24 protein-coding genes and 1 tRNA gene are annotated in these 17,710 nt (G+C 63.2%); 12 read left to right on the top strand and 13 right to left on the bottom strand.

Annotation, left to right across the window (positions count from 1 at the left end; all coding sequences use genetic code 11):
* Positions 1-3: 3 nt before the first annotated feature.
* A complete protein-coding gene (locus AC5IJH_RS11490; protein WP_491902959.1) occupies positions 4-171 on the bottom strand; it encodes a hypothetical protein in 168 nt (55 codons plus the stop codon).
* Positions 172-323: 152 nt separating this feature from the next.
* Between AC5IJH_RS11490 and AC5IJH_RS11495 the strand changes: the two genes are divergently transcribed.
* A complete protein-coding gene (locus AC5IJH_RS11495) occupies positions 324-632 on the top strand; it encodes a Rieske (2Fe-2S) protein (RefSeq protein WP_491902960.1) in 309 nt (102 codons plus the stop codon).
* A 6-nt stretch (positions 633-638) separates the two neighbouring features.
* Positions 639-965: a DUF5076 domain-containing protein gene (locus AC5IJH_RS11500; protein WP_491902961.1), complete on the top strand. Its 327-nt coding sequence runs from the start codon at positions 639-641 to the stop codon at positions 963-965.
* 76 nt (positions 966-1,041) lie between these two features.
* Here the strand turns inward: AC5IJH_RS11500 and tpiA are convergent, their stop codons facing one another.
* From tpiA to gap, 5 genes are all read right to left on the bottom strand, one after another.
* A complete protein-coding gene (gene tpiA, locus AC5IJH_RS11505; protein WP_491902962.1) occupies positions 1,042-1,794 on the bottom strand; it encodes a triose-phosphate isomerase in 753 nt (250 codons plus the stop codon).
* A 39-nt stretch (positions 1,795-1,833) separates the two neighbouring features.
* A complete protein-coding gene (locus AC5IJH_RS11510) occupies positions 1,834-2,295 on the bottom strand; it encodes a hypothetical protein (protein ID WP_491902963.1) in 462 nt (153 codons plus the stop codon).
* Positions 2,296-2,340: 45 nt separating this feature from the next.
* Positions 2,341-3,573: a phosphoglycerate kinase gene (locus AC5IJH_RS11515; protein WP_491902964.1), complete on the bottom strand. Its 1,233-nt coding sequence runs from the start codon at positions 3,571-3,573 to the stop codon at positions 2,341-2,343.
* Between the two features lie 7 nt (positions 3,574-3,580).
* A complete protein-coding gene (locus AC5IJH_RS11520) occupies positions 3,581-3,991 on the bottom strand; it encodes a RidA family protein (RefSeq protein WP_491902965.1) in 411 nt (136 codons plus the stop codon).
* A 95-nt stretch (positions 3,992-4,086) separates the two neighbouring features.
* Positions 4,087-5,091, bottom strand: coding sequence for a type I glyceraldehyde-3-phosphate dehydrogenase (gene gap, locus AC5IJH_RS11525; RefSeq protein ID WP_491902966.1), 1,005 nt, complete (start codon positions 5,089-5,091; stop codon positions 4,087-4,089).
* A gap of 646 nt (positions 5,092-5,737) precedes the next feature.
* Here gap and AC5IJH_RS11530 point away from each other — a divergent pair.
* The 5 genes from AC5IJH_RS11530 (at position 5,738) to AC5IJH_RS11550 (ending at position 9,284) form a co-directional block, all read left to right on the top strand.
* On the top strand, positions 5,738-6,406 hold the full coding sequence (locus tag AC5IJH_RS11530) for an AAA family ATPase (protein WP_491902967.1): 669 nt from the start codon (positions 5,738-5,740) through the stop codon (positions 6,404-6,406).
* Positions 6,407-6,473: 67 nt separating this feature from the next.
* A complete protein-coding gene (locus AC5IJH_RS11535; protein ID WP_491902968.1) occupies positions 6,474-7,247 on the top strand; it encodes an ATP-binding cassette domain-containing protein in 774 nt (257 codons plus the stop codon).
* The gene (locus AC5IJH_RS11540) at positions 7,244-7,885 is read left to right on the top strand and encodes an ABC transporter permease (RefSeq protein ID WP_491902969.1); all 642 of its coding nucleotides are present in this window, start codon (positions 7,244-7,246) and stop codon (positions 7,883-7,885) included. Before AC5IJH_RS11535 ends, AC5IJH_RS11540 begins: the two co-directional genes overlap by 4 nt.
* On the top strand, positions 7,882-8,760 hold the full coding sequence (locus tag AC5IJH_RS11545) for a glycine betaine ABC transporter substrate-binding protein (RefSeq protein WP_491902970.1): 879 nt from the start codon (positions 7,882-7,884) through the stop codon (positions 8,758-8,760). The genes AC5IJH_RS11540 and AC5IJH_RS11545 overlap by 4 nt, the downstream gene beginning before the upstream one ends.
* Positions 8,761-8,762: 2 nt before the next feature.
* Positions 8,763-9,284 (top strand): DinB family protein, encoded by a 522-nt coding sequence (locus AC5IJH_RS11550; protein ID WP_491902971.1) that lies wholly within the window; start codon positions 8,763-8,765, stop codon positions 9,282-9,284.
* Here the strand turns inward: AC5IJH_RS11550 and ribA are convergent.
* Complete coding sequence (gene ribA, locus AC5IJH_RS11555) at positions 9,262-9,918, bottom strand: GTP cyclohydrolase II (RefSeq protein ID WP_491902972.1); 657 nt, start codon at positions 9,916-9,918, stop codon at positions 9,262-9,264. The two genes, AC5IJH_RS11550 and ribA, sit on opposite strands and share 23 nt — an antisense overlap.
* Positions 9,919-9,961: 43 nt before the next feature.
* Between ribA and AC5IJH_RS11560 the strand changes: the two genes are divergently transcribed.
* Positions 9,962-11,362, top strand: a complete 1,401-nt coding sequence (locus AC5IJH_RS11560) for a sensor histidine kinase (RefSeq protein ID WP_491902973.1) — start codon at positions 9,962-9,964, stop codon at positions 11,360-11,362.
* Positions 11,363-11,369: 7 nt separating this feature from the next.
* On the opposite strand, the gene bshA is transcribed toward AC5IJH_RS11560, so the two are convergent.
* Both bshA and AC5IJH_RS11570 read right to left on the bottom strand, forming a co-directional pair.
* On the bottom strand, positions 11,370-12,515 hold the full coding sequence (gene bshA, locus AC5IJH_RS11565; RefSeq protein ID WP_491902974.1) for an N-acetyl-alpha-D-glucosaminyl L-malate synthase BshA: 1,146 nt from the start codon (positions 12,513-12,515) through the stop codon (positions 11,370-11,372).
* 70 nt (positions 12,516-12,585) lie between these two features.
* Entirely contained in the window at positions 12,586-13,458 is an 873-nt protein-coding gene (locus tag AC5IJH_RS11570) for a ChbG/HpnK family deacetylase (RefSeq protein ID WP_491902975.1), read from the bottom strand.
* Between the two features lie 135 nt (positions 13,459-13,593).
* Here AC5IJH_RS11570 and AC5IJH_RS11575 point away from each other — a divergent pair.
* The 3 genes from AC5IJH_RS11575 (at position 13,594) to AC5IJH_RS11585 (ending at position 14,460) form a co-directional block, all read left to right on the top strand.
* A tRNA-Val gene (locus AC5IJH_RS11575) sits at positions 13,594-13,670 on the top strand.
* 177 nt (positions 13,671-13,847) lie between these two features.
* Positions 13,848-14,132: a hypothetical protein gene (locus AC5IJH_RS11580; protein WP_491902976.1), complete on the top strand. Its 285-nt coding sequence runs from the start codon at positions 13,848-13,850 to the stop codon at positions 14,130-14,132.
* 88 nt (positions 14,133-14,220) lie between these two features.
* A complete protein-coding gene (locus tag AC5IJH_RS11585) occupies positions 14,221-14,460 on the top strand; it encodes a hypothetical protein (RefSeq protein ID WP_491902977.1) in 240 nt (79 codons plus the stop codon).
* A gap of 542 nt (positions 14,461-15,002) precedes the next feature.
* Here AC5IJH_RS11585 and AC5IJH_RS11590 read toward each other — a convergent pair.
* Positions 15,003-15,443: a hypothetical protein gene (locus AC5IJH_RS11590; RefSeq protein ID WP_491902978.1), complete on the bottom strand. Its 441-nt coding sequence runs from the start codon at positions 15,441-15,443 to the stop codon at positions 15,003-15,005.
* 195 nt (positions 15,444-15,638) lie between these two features.
* Between AC5IJH_RS11590 and AC5IJH_RS11595 the strand changes: the two genes are divergently transcribed.
* The gene (locus AC5IJH_RS11595) at positions 15,639-15,839 is read left to right on the top strand and encodes a DUF2188 domain-containing protein (protein ID WP_491902979.1); all 201 of its coding nucleotides are present in this window, start codon (positions 15,639-15,641) and stop codon (positions 15,837-15,839) included.
* A 199-nt stretch (positions 15,840-16,038) separates the two neighbouring features.
* Here the strand turns inward: AC5IJH_RS11595 and AC5IJH_RS11600 are convergent, their stop codons facing one another.
* From AC5IJH_RS11600 to AC5IJH_RS11610, 3 genes are all read right to left on the bottom strand, one after another.
* Positions 16,039-16,521, bottom strand: a complete 483-nt coding sequence (locus AC5IJH_RS11600; RefSeq protein WP_491902980.1) for a hypothetical protein — start codon at positions 16,519-16,521, stop codon at positions 16,039-16,041.
* Between the two features lie 582 nt (positions 16,522-17,103).
* Positions 17,104-17,355 carry a hypothetical protein gene (locus AC5IJH_RS11605; protein ID WP_491902981.1) on the bottom strand — a complete coding sequence of 84 codons (252 nt, stop codon included), beginning with the start codon at positions 17,353-17,355 and terminating at the stop codon, positions 17,104-17,106.
* Between the two features lie 125 nt (positions 17,356-17,480).
* On the bottom strand, positions 17,481-17,702 hold the full coding sequence (locus AC5IJH_RS11610) for a hypothetical protein (RefSeq protein ID WP_491902982.1): 222 nt from the start codon (positions 17,700-17,702) through the stop codon (positions 17,481-17,483).
* Between the last annotated feature and the right edge of the window lie 8 nt (positions 17,703-17,710).

Consider the following 17,710-nt stretch of genomic DNA (forward strand, 5'->3'; position numbering starts at 1 on the left):
GAGTCAGCCAGAGGCCAGTTCGTCGGCGGATTCGAGCGGCGTGCCGCAGCGGCGGCAGATCACAGCCGAGCAGTCGCCGCAGGTGAGCGGATCGTCGACTGGCCGGGCACAAGAGGGGCACCACAGCTCGGGCGGAGCGGGCGGCGTCTCAGGCTGTGCGGGCTGGGTCATCGCTCTCAGCGTAGCAGCGAGTCCAGGGCGCGACCAGCACAGCGCTTGCGTGTGGCGCATCAACGGAAGGTGACGCGAGTGCCGGTACACTGGAGCGTCGCCGCGGCCTGTCGTGCGGTGGAGGAGTGAACGTAGGGGATGGCACAGTAGGCATGGGGCAGTGGGTCAGGATCGGCAGCATCGGCGATATGCCGGCGGAGGGCGCCCTGCGCGAGGCACACGCGGGTAGCGTGGCGCTCTGCGTCGCACGGATTGGCGGAGCACTGGCAGCGGTGCAGAATGAGTGTCCGCATCGCGGTGCGCCGCTGGCCGAGGGCATGGTTGAGGATGGGCGTATTGTCTGTCCGTGGCATGGGTGGAGCTTCGATCCAGTGACCGGCGCGGAGCTGACCAACCCGCAATGCGTCACGGGTGCGTATGCTGTGCGGGTTGACGGCGACGATGTGTGGTGCGAGGTCTAGAGGACGATGACAGAGAAGAGCAATGCGGCAAAGCATGATCCGGCGCAGAATGCGCTGCGCATTCCGCCCGGCGCGGAGCGCGACCCGAAGGCGTTCGAGCTGGTGCGGGCGTGGGTGGCGGAAGGCGACCTGCACGTCAGCCTGCAGATGGGCGGCTGGGATGACCCGACGGCCTGGGGCGTGGTCCTGGCGGACCTGGTGCGGCACGTCGCACGGTTCTACGCAGAGCAGAAACGCTTGAACCCGGAGCAGACGATGGCGCGTGTGCGCGCCGCGATGGAATCCGAGCTGGATGAGGAAGAAGAGGAGTCGGAGGACGGCCCGGTGCAGTAGGGGCGGACGCTTTGATCGTCAGCCCAGCGCGCGGTCGCTGGGCTGACAGTCCGGAAGGTTCGAGCTGCTGGCTGCGCTAGACGGCCGCGACGGCGATCTTCGCGAACGATGCCGGGTCGAGCGAAGCGCCGCCCACGAGGGCGCCGTCGATGTCCGGCTGCGCGCAGAGTTCCTTTGCGTTCTCTGGCTTCACCGAGCCGCCGTAGAGGATGCGCATGTGCTGGCTCGCGGTGTGGCCCAGCAACTGGGCGACTTCGTGCCGGATGATGGCATGGGCCTCGGCGGCGATCTCGGGCGTTGCTGTCTTGCCGGTGCCGATGGCCCAGACCGGCTCGTAGGCGATGATGACGGGGCTGGCCTGCGTCGCGTCCAGGCCGCTGAGCGCACGGCTGGTCTGACGGCGCAGCACGGACTCGGTCTCGCCGTCTTCGCGCTGGTTGAGCAACTCGCCAACGCAGACGATCGGGGTCAGCTTGTAGCGCAGGGCGGCATGCAGCTTCTTGTTGACCGTCTCGTCCGTCTCGCCGAAGTACTGACGCCGTTCGGAGTGGCCGATTAACACATGCGTGGCGCCGGCACTGACCAGCATGGAGGCCGAGACCTCTCCCGTGTAGGCGCCCTCATCGGCGTACCAGATGTTCTGTCCGCCAACGTGGAGGCGCGAGCCCTGGGCCGCCGCAACCACTGCCGGGATACCGATGGCGGCCGGGAACACGGCCACCTCTGCACCTTCGGGAATTGAGGTCTTCAGGAAAGAGCGGACGAATTCAGTGGCCTCGAGGGGCGACTTGTACATCTTCCAGTTGGCAGCAAGCAGGGGCGTGCGCATGAGTCCTTTCAGTGACGGGAGTGACAGGGACGAGAGCCGCTAGTCGCGATGCGAGATAGCTTTGACCTGGGAGAGCACGCCGGGCTGGCGGCCAAGGGCGATAGACACCACCTTGGCTTGATTGCGGCGCGCCTTGCTCTGGCGCGGTTCCCAGTAATGCGTGGTGGTGTAGTTCTTCGTGTCCGGAAAGGTGCGATCAACGCTCGTGCCCAGGCCGACGCCGGCCAGCAGCCCGCACAGGCCAGAGACGATCAGCACGATGCTCTGTACGAGCCCGGAGCTGACCGAGTGGTGCAGGTGTCCGTGCTGGATCCAGCGCAGCAGGTGCTGCTCTGCCGAGATGCTGATGCCACCGCAGACGACGAAGCCCAACGGGGCGAGGATCAGCCGGTAGCGCCACGGCTGAAGAGAACGGACAAAGGTCCCCGCAAACCCGGCGATCACAAACGCGACGACACCGCTGAACAGGATGGAAGCGTTCAGCAAAAAAATGGAAGGCACGGCATTACCCTCTGCATATCCCCGGGTGCCGAGGACAGTAGCAGCTTAAGTCTTCTTCTGCAATGCAGCAACACCCGGAAGCGTTTTCCCTTCCAGGAACTCAAGCGAAGCGCCTCCACCTGTGGATATATGGGTGATGCGATCGGCCACGCCAGCCTGCTTGATGGCTGAGACCGAGTCGCCGCCGCCCACGATGGTGACCGCATCCTGATTGCCGGCCACCAACTCCGCGATGGCCATGGTGCCGTGCGCGAAGCTCGGCATCTCGAAGACCCCCATCGGGCCGTTCCAGACGATCGTGCCTGCCTCAGTGATCTCCTTGGCGAACAGGTCGACGGTGGCGGGTCCGATGTCGAGCGCCATCCAGTCGGCCGGGAAGGGCTCATCATTGCCCACGGTTTTCGTGCGTGCGTCGGGTGCGAACTTGTTCGCGAGCACGTGATCGACTGGCAGATGGAAGCGCACGCCGCGGTCTCTCGCCTTTTCAAGCGCCTGCCGCGCCACGTCGAGCTTGTCGTTCTCGACCAGGGACTTGCCGACTTCGAGGCCCTGAGCCTTGAGAAACGTGTAAGCCATGCCGCCGCCGATCAGGATGGCGTCGACCTTGCCGAGCAGGTTGTCGATGACCTGAATCTTGTCGGAGACCTTGGCACCACCGAGGATGGCGACGAAGGGCTTGGCTGGCTCCGTGAGCGCCTTGCCCATGTAGTTGAGCTCCTTCTCCATGAGCAGCCCGGCCACCGCCTGCTTGACGAAGAGGGTGACGCCCTCGGTGGAGGCGTGGGCGCGATGCGCGGAGCCGAATGCGTCGTTGACGTAGATCTGGCAGAGGCTGGCGAGCTGCTTCGCGAAGGCGGGATCGTTTGCCTCTTCGCCTGGGTAGAACCGCAGGTTCTCGAGCAGCAGGACTTTGCCGTCCTCGAGCTTGCCGGCGAGCTCATGCGCGAGCTCGCCAACGCAATCGGGGGCGAAGGCGACGTTGACCTGCTCGCCGATCGAGTGGTCGAGCATGACGCGCAGCCGGTCGACGATAGGACGCAGGCTGTACTTCGGGTTCGGCTTGCCTTTGGGGCGCCCGAGATGGGAGCAGAGGATCACCTTCGCGCGGTGCCGGATGGCGAACTCGATGGTCGGCAGCGTCTCGCGGATGCGCGTGTCGTCGAGCACCTCCGTCCCGTCCTCGGACAGGGGAACGTTGAAGTCGACGCGGATGAGCACATGCTGATGCTGAAGCTGATTGGTGCCGTTGACGAGCGAGCGAATCGAGGGAATCTGCATGGGAGTGTCAGCGTTCTCCGGGGCGTGCTGGTGCGGTCGCCTCTGGTTCGGGGTTGAGGATAGCATCGGCTTCGATCTCGATGCGCCACGCCGGGTTGAGCAGCGCAGCGACGACCACCATGGTGGCGGCGGGAGGAGTTTCGCCGAGCAACTCGGCGTGCACGCGGCCGACGGCCTGCCAGTCTTCGGCGCGGGTCAGGTACATGCGGGTGCGTACGACATCGCGCAGTGTGGCGCCTGCCTGCACGAGTGATTGCTCGATCAACGCGAACACGCGGCGAGTCTGGTCTTCGACCGACGCGTCGTCTGCACCGACCGGGCCAGTGCCCGACACGTGAACGGTGCGATCCACACGCACAGCGCGCGAGAAACCGATGAGCGGTTCGAAGGGAGAGCCGGAGGAGATGTTCTGTCGCATGGCGGAGAGGAAGGCGTCACCGCGCCAGAAAAAGCGATGGAAGGGAACAGCAGCGCAGGAGCGATGGTGCTGCCCCTGCGCATTGGAGTGATGCGCTACAGGCCCTTGCTATCCAGGAACAGGATCAGATCACGAACGCGGTTCGAGTAGCCCCACTCGTTGTCGTACCAGGAGATGACCTTGACCATGTTGCCGATCACCTTGGTGAGCGGCGCATCAATGATCGAGGAGAGGGGATTGCCCTTGAAGTCGGCCGAGACGAGCTCACCCTCTTCGACGCCGAGGATGCCCTTGAGCGGACCAGCCGCGTGCTTCCTGAGCGCATCGTTCACGCTCTGCACGGTGACCGGTTTTTCTACCGTAACCGTGAGATCGACGACCGAGACCACCGGCGTGGGCACGCGCAGCGAGAAACCGTCGAGCTTGCCCTTGAGCTGCGGCAGCACGAGGTGCAGCGCCTTCGCAGCGCCGGTCGATGTCGGGATGATCGACAGAGCGGCAGCGCGGGCGCGGCGCAGGTCCTTGTGCGGGAAGTCCAGCGTCACCTGGTCATTGGTGTAGCTGTGAATGGTGTTCATCAGGCCCTGAATGATGCCGAACTCTTCGTCCAGCACCTTGGCGAGCGGGGCCAGGCAGTTCGTGGTGCAGGAGGCGTTCGAGATGACGTTGTGCGCCTTGGGGTCGTACTTCGACTCGTTCACACCGAGCACGACGGTCAGGTCGTCATTCGTGGCCGGAGCCGAGATGATGACCTTCTTGACGGTGCCCTGCAGGTGCGCTTTCGCCTTGGTCGCATCCGTGAAGTGACCGGTGGATTCGACCACGACCTGCGCGCCGACGGAGGACCAGTCGAGCTTGGCGGGATCGCGCTCGGCGAAGACCTTGACCTTTTTGCCGTCGACCGAGATGAAGTCCTCGCCAGCGGTGATGTCGTGGTGCAGATTGCCCAGGATCGAGTCGTACTTGAGCAGGTGAGCCAGCGTGGCCGGCGAGGTCAGATCGTTGACCGCGACGAACTCAAGATTCGGATTGCCGAGCGAAGCGCGAAACACATTGCGCCCAATGCGGCCGAAGCCGTTGATGCCTACCTTCACAGCCATCTAAAAAGGATCTCCTCAGGAGGGTTCGGCGAAGTCCCGCGCACGTCCGACGAACGAGCAGCAGTGCGGGCCCAACTTCGCAGTGATTCCACTCACGATGCTAGCACTCAGTCGTCTGTTCGAACGGTGAGCGCGTGCGATACGCATCTTAAGAAAGAGAAGTAGAGAAGTGCCGGCCTGTGCGCCGCGTCTGAATTGCACAGCATTTGCGACAGCAGGCTGACCTGTGTACGATCCTGCTAGGCGCGGGACGATGCGCCCGCACCACTCTGCGAGACCCGATGAGACGACGTTCCAGACGCGCTCCAAACCTCTCTGAGCAGACCGGAAAGATCGGGCAGGAGCTGCCCAGCAATCAACCCGCGCCGCTGCAGCCGAACTATGCCGGCGGAGAGTACGATGCCGGCGCGCGACACCTCCGGTGGTGGGCAGCGACCTCGACAGCACATCGCGTGCAAGCGATGCATCAGCGGACGGCGCCACCCGGCCGGCACCGCGGAGCGAGCGGAGAACTCCCGCTGCCAAAGCACCTGCCCCTCCACCTGCACCCGCACCGGGATCGACGGCTCCGCCAACACTAGCCGCCCGACCGGCAGCTCCGCCGGCGCCTGAGCCTGCTGACACCCAGCCGGAAGGCAAGCTCGTCGTGGAGACGCAGCCCGAGTCGCCCTCGGCTGTGCCGCCCGAGCCGACCAGTGCGGCGCGCCCGTCGCGCGGCTTCGTCGTGCTGACGATCGGACTGCCCGGCTCCGGCAAGACGACGTGGTTTAAGCGTCGTGGCGTGACGCCGCTGTCGAGCGATCTGCTGCGCACGATTCTCTTCGATGACATCACGGAGCAGCGCTACCAGGGGCTGGTCTTCTCGACGTTGCGATCACTGCTGCGCGCGCGACTGATCGCCAAGATGCCGTGGAACTACGTCGATGCCACAAACCTGTCGCCCCACGAGCGGCGGCAGTGGATCAAGATGGCCAAGAGCTTCGGTTATGACGTGCAGGCGGTGTTCTTCGATGTGCCGTTTGCCGTCTGCATGGAGCGCAATCGCCGACGCGAGCGCACGGTGAGCGACGAGACGATGCAGAAGATGGCCGAGCGCCTGCGTCCGCCGAGCTTCAAGGAAGGCTTCTCGAAGATCACGGCGGTCCGAGTGAAGGGCCAGCCTGCGACGCCCGAGAGTGCGATGAGTGCACCCGTTCCGCTAGACACGCTTGGCGATGACGATGCATTCGGTGACGAGGGTGATCGCGACGATCTCAATCCCGATCTTGGGCCAGCACTGGACAGCGAGACAGGTGAGGGAAGCGAGTCCGTTTAGCACAGCGCGTAGAGCATGACTGAGCGAGGCCGGGAACATACCCGGCCTTCGCTGTTGTGGAGGAGCGGTGAGCGAGACGCCGGCAATCGACTTCCGCGATGTCTCCTACCGGCTGCCGGACGGGCGTGCGCTGCTTGAGAATGTCACTCTTTCGGTAGCGAATGGAACGACGGTGGCGCTGCTTGGCCGTAGCGGCTCGGGCAAGACGACGCTTCTGCGCGCGGTCAATCGCATGCATGCGATCACGGGCGGCGAGATCCTGGTGCGCGGCCGGTCGGTTGCCGAGCAGGATGTGATCGCGCTGCGCCGCTCTATCGGCTACGTAGTGCAGGAGACGGGCCTGTTTCCCCACTTCACGATTGAGCGCAATATCGGGCTGCTCTTGGAGCTTGAGGGGCGGTCTCGGGACGAGATTCGCAGCCGTGCTCACACCCTGCTCGAGATGGTGGGGCTCGACCCGGAGCAGTTTGCGTCGCGCATGCCGCATCAGCTGTCCGGCGGGCAACGCCAGCGTATTGGGCTGGCGCGCGCGCTGGCTGCGGGACAAGACATCCTGCTGATGGATGAGCCGTTCGGCGCGCTGGACCCGCTGACCCGCGCGGAGATGCAGGATGTGTTGCGCCTGCTGACGCTGAAGGTGCAGGCGAGCGGGCAGCGCACGACTGTGCTGCTGGTGACGCATGATCTGGATGAGGCGCTTTACCTGGCGGAGCGGCTGGTGCTGGTCGATGAGGGGCGCATCGCCGCCGACCTGCCGGCGGAGCAGTTCCTGGATGCGCCCGTACCGGCAGTAGAGGCATATGTGAAAGCCGTGCACCGCGGCCGGGAGATGCACCAGTGAGCGGCTTTCTGGCGGAGCACCGCGGCGAAATCGTTACGCTCACGATCGAGCACCTGTGGCTGACTGGGTCGGCCATGCTGTTCGCGACTGTGCTGTCGGTGCCGCTTGGCATTCTGCTAGCTCGTCGGCCGGTGCTGGCGCGGCCCATACTGGGGCTCGTGAACACACTGCAGACAATCCCGAGTCTTGCGATGTTCGGGTTCCTGCTGCCTCTGCCGTTTATCGGTGAGCGCGCGGCCCGCATTGCGATCGTAGCGCTGATTGCTTACGCGCTGTTGCCGATCGTGCGCAACACCTATACCGGCATTACCGGCGTGGACGCGACGGTGCTCGATGTTGCGCATGCGCTCGGGCTGACGGCGGCGCAGCGTTTGCGATTGGTGGAGCTGCCGCTGGCGATGCCGTACATCTTGGCGGGATTGCGCACAGCCACGGTGACGTGTGTGGGCATCGCGACGATTGCTGCTGCTGTGGGGGCGGGCGGGCTTGGCGAATTCATCTTCCGTGGCGTGGCCTCGGTGGACAACCGACTGGTGCTGGCGGGCGCGATTCCGGCAGCTTTGCTCGCGCTCGGTGCCGACAGCCTGCTTGGATTGCTGGAGTGGCGGCTGCGCGTGCCGGGTGCAGGGCGGCGGTGAAGCGAGCACTCTTAAGTCTCGCCACAGCGGCGCTGCTGCTGGCCGGGTGTGGGCCGCCCCGGCCGGATCACCCGGTGATCGGCGCGAAGAACTTTACAGAGCAGGTGGTGCTGGGCGAGCTGCTGGCGCAACATATCGAGGCGCGCACTGGGCTGAAGGTAGACCGCCGGTTCTACCTTGCTGGCAGTTACATTTGCCAGCAGGCGCTGGTGGCGGGTCGCATTGACGGCTATGTCGAGTACACGGGCACTGCGCTGACCGCCATTTTGAAGCAGCCGGTGGACAAGGATCGCGACCGAGTGCTGGCCACGGTGCAGCGACTCTACCGCGAGCGGTACAACGTGGACGCCGGGCCAACGCTCGGCTTTGAGAACACGTTCGCGATGATCGTGCGGCACGAGGATGCGGCGCGCTTGCCGGCTCCAGACCTGAGCCACGCTACGCAAGCGGCACCCGGATGGCGGCTGGGCGTGGGCTACGAGTTCGAAGAGCGGCCGGATGGACTGCATGGACTGGAGGCGACGTATGGCCTGCACTTCGCGGGCGAGCCGCGCACCATGGATCTGGGGCTGCTCTATCGCGCCATCGGTCAGCGGCAGGTTGACATCATCGCTGGAAACTCGACCGATGGGCCAATCAATGCGCTGCACCTTGCCGTGCTGCGCGACGACCGCCACTACTTTCCGCCTTATGACGCAGTGCCGTTGTTTCGGGAAGAGTCGTATCGGCGGTGGCCGCAGTTGCGTGGTGCCGTTGCTGAGTTGAGCGGCAAGATCAGCGCGGAGGAGATGCGCGGCATGAACGAAGCGGTCGATGGCGAGCATCGCGACCCGGTGGTGGTCGTCCGCGAGTTTCGCGAACGGAAAGGGCTGTAGCGGTGAGTGAAACGACAAAGGTGGAGCCGTGGCTGCGGGGTACGCTGTGCGATGTGCCCGCCGTGCCACGCGCTGTGCTGCATGCGCTGGAGCTGGCGCGCGAAGATGCGGAGCGCTGGGTCAGCGGGTTCAGTGTGGAGCAGATGAGTGCTCGTCCCTTCGGGCTGCCGTCAGTTGGCTTCCAGCTTCGCCATATCGCCGGGAGCCTCGACCGGCTCCTCACTTACGCGGAAGGCCTTGCGCTGGATCAGGTGCAGCTTGCGGCACTGGCGGGCGAGGATGCCCCGGTGACGGATGCAGGTGAGCTATTGGCTGGCTTTGCGGCGGCACTCGCAAGTGCAGCGGATCGCGTTCGTGCGTTCGCGGGTCGCGATCTGGAGGAGCAACGTTTTGTTGGGCGGGGCCGTCTGCCGACCACATTAGGCGGGCTGCTGGTCCACTGCGCGGATCACACGCAGCGGCACGCGGGGCAGTTGGTCACAACGGCGAAGCTGGTGGCGACTACTTGGCCGGCACTGCCGTAAGTAGGTGGCCCATCTGGGCGTGCTTGGTTTCGAGATAGCGCTCCGCCTGCGGTGACGCGGCGGGCACTTCGGCCGAGATGCGCTCGACCACGCGGATGCCGTGCTCTTCCAGCGCGGCGATCTTCTCCGGATTGTTCGTCATCAGTCGAACTTCCGAGACACCCAGAAGTTTGAGCGCCTGGGCCGGCACTTCGAACACCCGGCAGTCCGCCTTGTAACCGAGCTCCAAATTTGCCTGGATGGTGTCGAGCCCCTGGTCCTGCAGTTCGTACGCACGCAGCTTGGCCATCAGACCGATGCCGCGGCCTTCCTGCTGCTCATAGATCAGGATGCCCGCGCCTTCATCGGCAATGCGCTGCATAGCCTGCTCGAACTGCTGGCGGCAATCACAGCGAAGCGAGCCGAAGACATCGCCGGTGAGGCATTGGGAGTGAATGCGAACGACCGGAGGCGTGGCATGAACATCACCGAGCACGAGCGCCACACAACCTTCGACGCGGCGTGATGCCGGCGGATCGCCGGGGCGGCACGGCTCAGGCTGCAGGATGATGCCCTCGAATCCGTGGATCCGGAAATGTCCCCAGCGGGAAGGGAAGTCCGCCTCCGCTACCTTGCTCACTGTGACCGAGGACATGCGACGATTATAGTCAGGTGCGCTGGCCCCGCCGGTTGGGCCCATGGACACGTCGCTCATGTTCGAGCCAAAGCTCGTCCTCATTTCGCTGCTGATCAAGCTAGGCGTCGCCGCTGCGGTATCGAGTGCGCTCGCGCGATCGCGTGCGTTCAAACGACTGCTCTTCTCGGAAGATCGGACAACGAACCAGACGCTCGGGCTGCTCGCGTGGATTTGTATCCCGCTCACGCTCGGCGTGTGGGCACGAGTGACCGTGCCGAACTTTCTGGCGGCGGACAATGCGTTTGAGACCACGATCATTCTTGGCGTGCTGCTGGGGCCGTGGTGGGCGGGGCTCGGTGCGGTGATTCTGTCGGTGCCAGCGATGCTGCACGCGGAGTATCTGACTCTGCCGTTCTACGCCGCCGTTGCGCTGATTTGCGGGATCTACGGACGCCTGGTGGATGCGGAGGACGTTTGGTCGTTTTCGCCGTTTATCGACCTCAGCCTCTACCGATGGGTGCGGCGCAACCTGGCGCGTCCGCGGCTCGATCGGCAAATCCTGCTGCTCTTTCTGATTGTTGGCATGCAGATGGTGCGCTTGGAGATTGGTCATCTCTACCCGCACATGCTGTTTGTGCTGAACACGCGGAGCTGGGTGGTGCGGCTCGCGATCTATGCGTGCCCTGCGGTGGTGGTCGGCATCCCGCTGAAGATCTGGAATGCAATCCAGATTGAGCAGAAGCTCGAGGAGCAGAAGCGGCTGGTGCTCGAGGCGCGTCTCGATGCGCTGCAGAGGCAGATCAACCCGCACTTTCTGTTCAACACGCTGAACTCGATCGGCTCCCTGGTGCGCTTCGAGCCGGAGCAGGCGCGCGAGATGATCGTGCGGCTGGGGAACATTCTGCGGGCGCTCTTGCGCGATCACGACACGTTTGTGCCCCTGCGCGAAGAGCTGGCCTTCACGGACGACTACCTGGGCATCGAAGTGGCGCGCTTCGGCGAGGAGAAGCTTCGCGTGGAGAGGCAGATTGATGCGGCCACGCTCGAGTTGATGGTGCCGAGCATGGTGCTGCAGCCGTTGATTGAGAACAGCATCAAGCACGGGCTGGAACCGCGGCTCGAAGGCGGCACGGTGACGCTGCGCAGCCGGTTGCGGGCGCGGCGGCTGATCATCGAGGTTGAGGACGACGGCGTCGGCATCATGCCGGCACGCGCCGCCGCGACCGGTTCTGTTGCGGTGCGCCAGTCCGGCAACGGTATCGGGATGAAGAATGTGCGCGAGCGGCTGGAAGTGCTCTATGGCGGGGAGGCGCGCTTCGAGGTGGAGAGCCGGCCGGGCCGGGGGACGCGCGTCACGCTCGAAGTCCCGATGATCGACGAGCTCGAAGAGGAGCCGACTCCCGCGCGGCCGCCGAGTGCTGCAGCAGAGCCGCTGGTGCGAGCAGCCCGCGAACTTTCCTGAGGGCTCGCTAGCGCGCCGGCTGCGCCAGCACCTGCTCGTAGTACTTCTCGTAGAGCGGGATGATGCGTGAGGCGCAGAAGCGATCCTGAGCAGTCTGTCGCGCGGCGGCGCGCATGGTCTCGAGCCGGTCCGGATGCGTCAGCAGATCGACCGCGGCCTGGGCCATGCCATCCACATCGCCGACCGGGAAGAGACCACCGGTCACGCCGTCTTCGATCAGTTCGGGCACGCCACCTACGCGTGTCGCGATCGCGGGCACACGGCAGGCCATCGCTTCGAGCGCGGCGAGGCCGAACGATTCGAGTTCGCTCGGCATGAGCATCAGGTCGGCCAATGGCAGCAGTTCGGTAACGCTCTCCTGCTTGCCGAGGAAGTGCACGCGGTCGCGGATGCCCAGCCGGGACGCAAGCATCTCGGCCTGTGAGCGATCGGGTCCATCGCCGACCATCAGCAGATGCGCCGGCACCTGAGGCGACACGCGCGCGAAGATCTCGACGCAATCGAGCACGCGCTTGACCGGGCGGAAGTTCGACAGGTGGATCAGCAGCTTCTCTCCAGGTTTGGCCCATGTGGCGCGCGCTGCCTGCCGTTTGTCTTCGTCCATCGGCATGTACACATCGCAGTTCACGAAGTTGGGGATGCTTTCAATCGGGCGCGTGATGGAGAAGTCTGTCAGCGTCTTGTCACGCAGGTAGCTGGAGATTGCAGTGACGCCATCGCTCTGCTCGATGCCGAAGCGGGTGATCGGCAGATACGAGCGATCCATGCCGACCAGCGTGACGTCCGTGCCGTGCAGGGTGGTGATGAACGGCAGCCGGCGTCCGTCGACGGCGCACATTTGCCGCGCGAGCAACGCGCTGATCGCGTGCGGGATCGCGTAGTGAACGTGCAGCAGGTCGAGCTCGTAGTACGACGCGACCTCTGACATGCGTGTCGAGAGCGCGAGCGAGTAAGGCGCGAACTCGAACAGCGGATAGTTCGAGACGGGCACTTCATGGTAGAGAATGTCGCGCTCGCGTCCGCCCAGCCGAAAGGGCTGTGAGTACGTGATGAAGTGGACCTGGTGTCCGCGTGCAGCGAGCTCAATGCCGAGCTCGGTCGCGACTACGCCACTGCCGCCGTAGGTCGGATAACAGGTGATGCCGATCTTCATGGTGTGCCCCTGGAATGGCGGAGTGGTGGCGCAGTGTCGCTGATTGGACGCGGGATGCTGCAGTTCTGATTCAGCCGGTGAACTCGGCGTAATGGATAAGCTCGATCAGGGGGAGGTTGGTGGGTGGATGCTCGAGCGCCTGGAGCAGTGCCGTGCGCTCGATCTCGCGCGTTTCGATCAGTCGCGTTCCGGCGGTCTCAAGCTCCGCGTCGACATAGCCGGGATGGCACACCAGCTCCCAGGTGCCCGGCGGCATGGCGCTCAACAGGCGCAGCACATAGTCAGCACTGAAGGTGCCCGTTGCCAGCACGCCGAGCGCGCCGTCGGGCGTGCGCAGGCCGGCGGCCTTGACCGCGCGCAGAAACTGCATGCGGAAGAGTCGGAGCGTGCGCACCTGCAGCCACCGCGTGCGCGGGGCTTCGCCGGTGGCGCGGATGGACCAGTCCGGTTCGAAAGGATTGCGGATGCCGCGGACGCCGCAGGCTTTTGCTGCCCGCAGCAGCGGCGAGAGCACGCGGGGGAACATATGCGTGTGCTTGTGTGTGTCCACGTGCGAGACCGTGATGCCGGCGGACTGCACGCGCTCGATCTGCGCGATCGCCTCGCGCTCGATCTCAGCAAGGTGGATGCGGCCGCCGAACAGGTCGACCATGAAGCTGCTCAGTTGGGGCCGGAAGCGCCCGCCGGGAGCGAGGGTTGGCAACTCGGACGGGTGCAGGACCGGGGCACCATCGACCAGCACCACATGACATCCGACGCCGAGTGACGGCTGCGTGAAGGCCCGATGCACGGCGTCGCGGAATGCCGGTCCGTTGGCCATCAGCGTTGCCGAGGGCAATACATCAGCCGCATTCAGTTCCACGATGGCGCGGTTCACGCCCTCGGTGAGTCCGAAGTCGTCGGCATTGATGATCAGGCACCGCGAAGCTGAAGGATTGTGCACAGCCCGAGTCTAAGCAATTCAGGCTGAGGCTGTCCGTTTCCCGAGGAGATTGAGCTCGGGTGCCGACCGATGGTCTAAAATCGTGACTGCCTCACCCGCCGCTCTGCTGGATCCAAGAGTGCTGCGCCGGACCGGGGGCGGATAGCTCAGTTGGTTAGAGCGCCTGCCTTACAAGCAGGATGTCGGGGGTTCGAGTCCCTCTCTGCCCACCAAACTCTTTCGAAAAACCTCGAAATAGCGCTGTAACCCAATGTTCAGACGGTTTGCCTGGAACTTCAGAAAACGCAGGAAACGCATACAGCGCACCCAACTCAGTGTCTGGAAGCCTTTTTTCGTACAATCCAGACCCCATCGTACAACGAGCGGCCACCCAGCCTAGTACAGCTCTAATGACGGTCACACTCCTGGTCAACGGCGTCCCTACCCAGGTCACGGGTCGCATCTACTCATCCCCAGGGGCTCGTGATCCGCCTCTCCCGGAGGACGGCATGAGACGGCTGACCGTGGTTGAATCCACCATCCTGCCGCTGATCCACCTGCAAACCCTGATCGATGACAACGCGCCCGATGCACAGGATGCTCAGGCTGCCCTCGAAGAAGCCACCGCGATCCTGGTCGAGCAGGGCATGTTGGATGTCCTCATCACCATCGCGGCTCGCCAGATGACCGAATAGTCCAGACGCACGAATGGCCCCAGGGATGATCTCCCTGGGGCCATTCGTCGTTGCGCAACTACAGTGTGCCCTGGACCGTCTCTCTAGCATGGACCGCTCCCCAACCGATGTCGCCAACGAAGCTGTGCGGATGCTTGAGGAACTGGCTGCTTTGGCCGAACACGGTGACGTTGTCGGAAGCGCGATCGCTGACGATGTTCTCGGCGATGTGGCGATCCGGCTATGGGAATCCGGACTGCTCGACCGGTTCATCCGCAGGGCGAGTGCGTTGTACTGGCCATCAGCCAGGATCAGCGACCCCTCCGATACCGACCACGCCGGAAGATGAAATCGAGGACCTCGCCGATCGCGCGGACGATCCATGGCAACCGTGCATGCTCGGCTCTCATGATCGCTTCAAGGGTGATACGGTCAGCTTCGCGCTTACGTGCGTACCGCTGGCGTCGCATCCTCTGCTCGGCCTCTTTCGCCGTGCCCTTGATTGAGCGGTCATCCCCAAACTTCGAGCGCTTGTAGACGCAACCGTCCCAGTTACCTATTCCTTTGGACATGAGCCCGATTCTGTCGCAGAGTTCACTTGGTACGAATCCCTCGCAGGTCGTATCGAGGTGAGTCGAGTCTGATCGAGGCCCCTGAAGGCATCCAGAGGCCCCATGCTCAGTGTGAAACGGCTCGCAGCAACGAATGCATGTCGAATGCGAGGTTAAAGGTTACGTGAAGGTTTATCACCAGCGAGATCACGAGCGAGATCGTGATCAGGAAGGTGATCGTAATGACTTTTCGCTGTTGGTTTAACGCGGCCATGGATCGATCTTGCCCGCCCACCAGATCGTCCGCTATCCGGGTTTCCCGCAATTTTCGGGATTCTTTTCACAGCTTCGACCAGTCCACCTTGAGCAGGTTGCGGCGGAGCGGCGCGAGCGTCACTCTGCTCGTGCCCTGTCCCCACTTGCGCCTCGTGTCCTCGAAGTCTGCGATCTGCTCGTCCGTCGCTCCGAGGTACCTGAGCATCCGTACCATCGTCTCGTCGGAAGGGACGTGCAGCCAGGGACCGAGCACCGTCTTGCAATCGACGTGCAGCGCATGGCAGGCGATGCCGTTCCGGGGAACAAAGCTGATCATGATCTCGTAACTGCTGCGGATCACATCGATCGGCATGCGTCGAAGATTGCCGAGAGGGTTCCTGTCTCCACAGAGGCTGCACGTCGCACCACCATGCTCCAGCACATGATGATTTGGTCCCGTCCGACCGCCGCAGCGCCAGCAGACCAGGATGTGCACGAGCCGGTTCTCTCGTTTGTGCTTGAGCATGGGGGCAGCGTAGCGGGACCTGGGCTGTGGATGGCGAAGAGACGGCGAAAACACGGTTGGTGCTCTGAAGGGTCATAAACGAAGAAACAGCCTCACAAATTGTGGGCTCATTCATAATGAGCCCTACATGTTGTGGGTTTCTCATTGACTCAGGGCCGGAAAACGCTCATCCTTTGTTCGAAAGGAGGCAAAAGCATGGCGGATATATTCGTAGAGCGACGGGACGAGGGTGACTACGCAGTGCGGCGTCCGGGTTCCGAGCGGGCTAGCGATGTTCTCCCGACCCAGTCGGAGGCTATCGAGAGGGCGCGCGATCTAAACCCTGATGGTCCTGTTCTGGTTGAGCGGGTTCGCAACACAACAGTTGGCCACCCAGACAAATGGCGTAAGCCGTAGCCCGACAATCAACCAAAAGTGAAGGCCCGAGTCGAATCGACTCGGGCCTTCACTTTTTGCCGGGTGGAGGAGTGTGCTTCTGATCTGAGGGAGCTGGTCTCGCTGGTGGAGGCGGAGGCGGTAGCTTGATCGGCGGCCAGCTACTCCTGTTGTCGTCGTTCGCAATTCCTTTAGGCATCCCGAATCGTGACCTCAGCGCTTACGATACGCCATGCGATGCGTAAACGTGAGCGGCCCACTTCTCCACGCGGCGCTTCTCGTAGGGTACCGAGGTGGTACCTGCGACTGATGCTTCGAGGTCGCGACGCATCAGCTCCTGATACTTCTCATCTGCGTCAGAGGCGTCAGGTGATCCTCTCAGGTCATCGAAGCCGAACGCGATGTTGCTCCAGGTTTCGTGTAGCTTGGAGGCGGCCTTGACCCGTCCGTCCAGGTCCACCGCGACCGAGTATGCCGTGATCGCTGCTGTGACGAGTGACAGGATGATAGGAACGAGCGCGGGTAGCTTAGCGGTGATCGTCGCCGCAGCGCCCGATGAGAGCAGGAAGGTCAGGAACGTGAACGCCCGCTTCAATGTCGCACAGCGATCGGTCATCTCTGCAAAGTAGAAGGCGCGTACCTCAGCGCCGAGCATGTGATCCCAGGTTCGTTTGTACTGCGAATCATTGAGCATATTCGTCACCTACAGAGTACGCGCAAGTCGGTATCCGCTCATCCCGTCGCTAAACTTACGGTCGTGACCAATCGCGCGTTTTGGGTGACCAGTGCGGCCCTCTTCTCAGCCGGAACTTTAGCTGGGTATCATCTCTCATCGATCCCAGGACTCCACACCTACAAGCTGCTTAACCTCGCGGGACTCGTCTACACATTCCTGGGCTTGCTGGTCGTGTCGGATCAGTTTTCGTCGAACACTTGGAAGGAGCGCTGGGTCACTAAATTTGCACCCTCCATGCCTTGGGTTCACACCTTCTGCCCGACGGGGGCCTACTTCGGAGGCGTTATCGGTCAAGTAACGCATAGGCCCTCATCAGACACGGTCTCCAGCGTCTCGCTAATGTTTCTTGCCTACTCGGCATTCGCTCTCTACCTCTTCGACCTGTTGGTGATGAACTCTAGTCCATTGATGCACAAACGACCCATCGAAGACCGATGGAGGTGGCTCGGCTTCTTTCTGATCATGAGTGGTATTGGTTGTCAGTTGTGGGCAGCTCTATTGGACCTGCGATAACCGTGGCGTGCCGCAGGTAACGTGAGGATGGCCACGTCATTTGTTTAGCGCCTTCTCTTCAACAGCCCGCATACGATCGAGCAAATTGACAGTGAGCTGTTCGACCTCCTTGCGTGGCACAACCTGTGACTCCAGACGATCCACGCTGACACGCATCGCCTCGACGCTCGCGACCATCACACCGATCTGATCGAGTTTGGTGAGTTGCGCCAAGGCGATATTGATCTGGGTCTCCTGCCGCACTGACTTATCGCGGAGATGCTGCGACTCCGTCTTGAGCCAGGCCACATCCGACTTGCATATGCCCAGCTCGATGTGACTGGTGCTGACACGATTCTGGAGTCGCCAGACCCAGGCGAATCCACTAGCGACGAGAGCGACGATCGAAACACCAGCAGACATTAGTGTGTCTCTCATGCTTCGCCGATCGGCACGTTGTGCGCTGTTGAGTAAGCCTGGATTGCAGCATCGTTGTTGTCGAGCTGCGTGAGCGCTGCATCGATGTTCGTTTGCCGGTTCGCGGCATCCGAGATTGTCAGGGTGAGATGCGACTCCGTCCCGAGACCTGAGACCAGAACGAGATACTCCACGCCTTGGTCCGGGATGATGTGACTGCTCTTGATTGTCGCTGGCATGGAGCCTC

The sequence above is a fragment of the Candidatus Dedyshia acidiphila genome (assembly GCF_051025295.1).
Taxonomy (GTDB): domain Bacteria; phylum Acidobacteriota; class Terriglobia; order Terriglobales; family Acidobacteriaceae; genus KBS-83.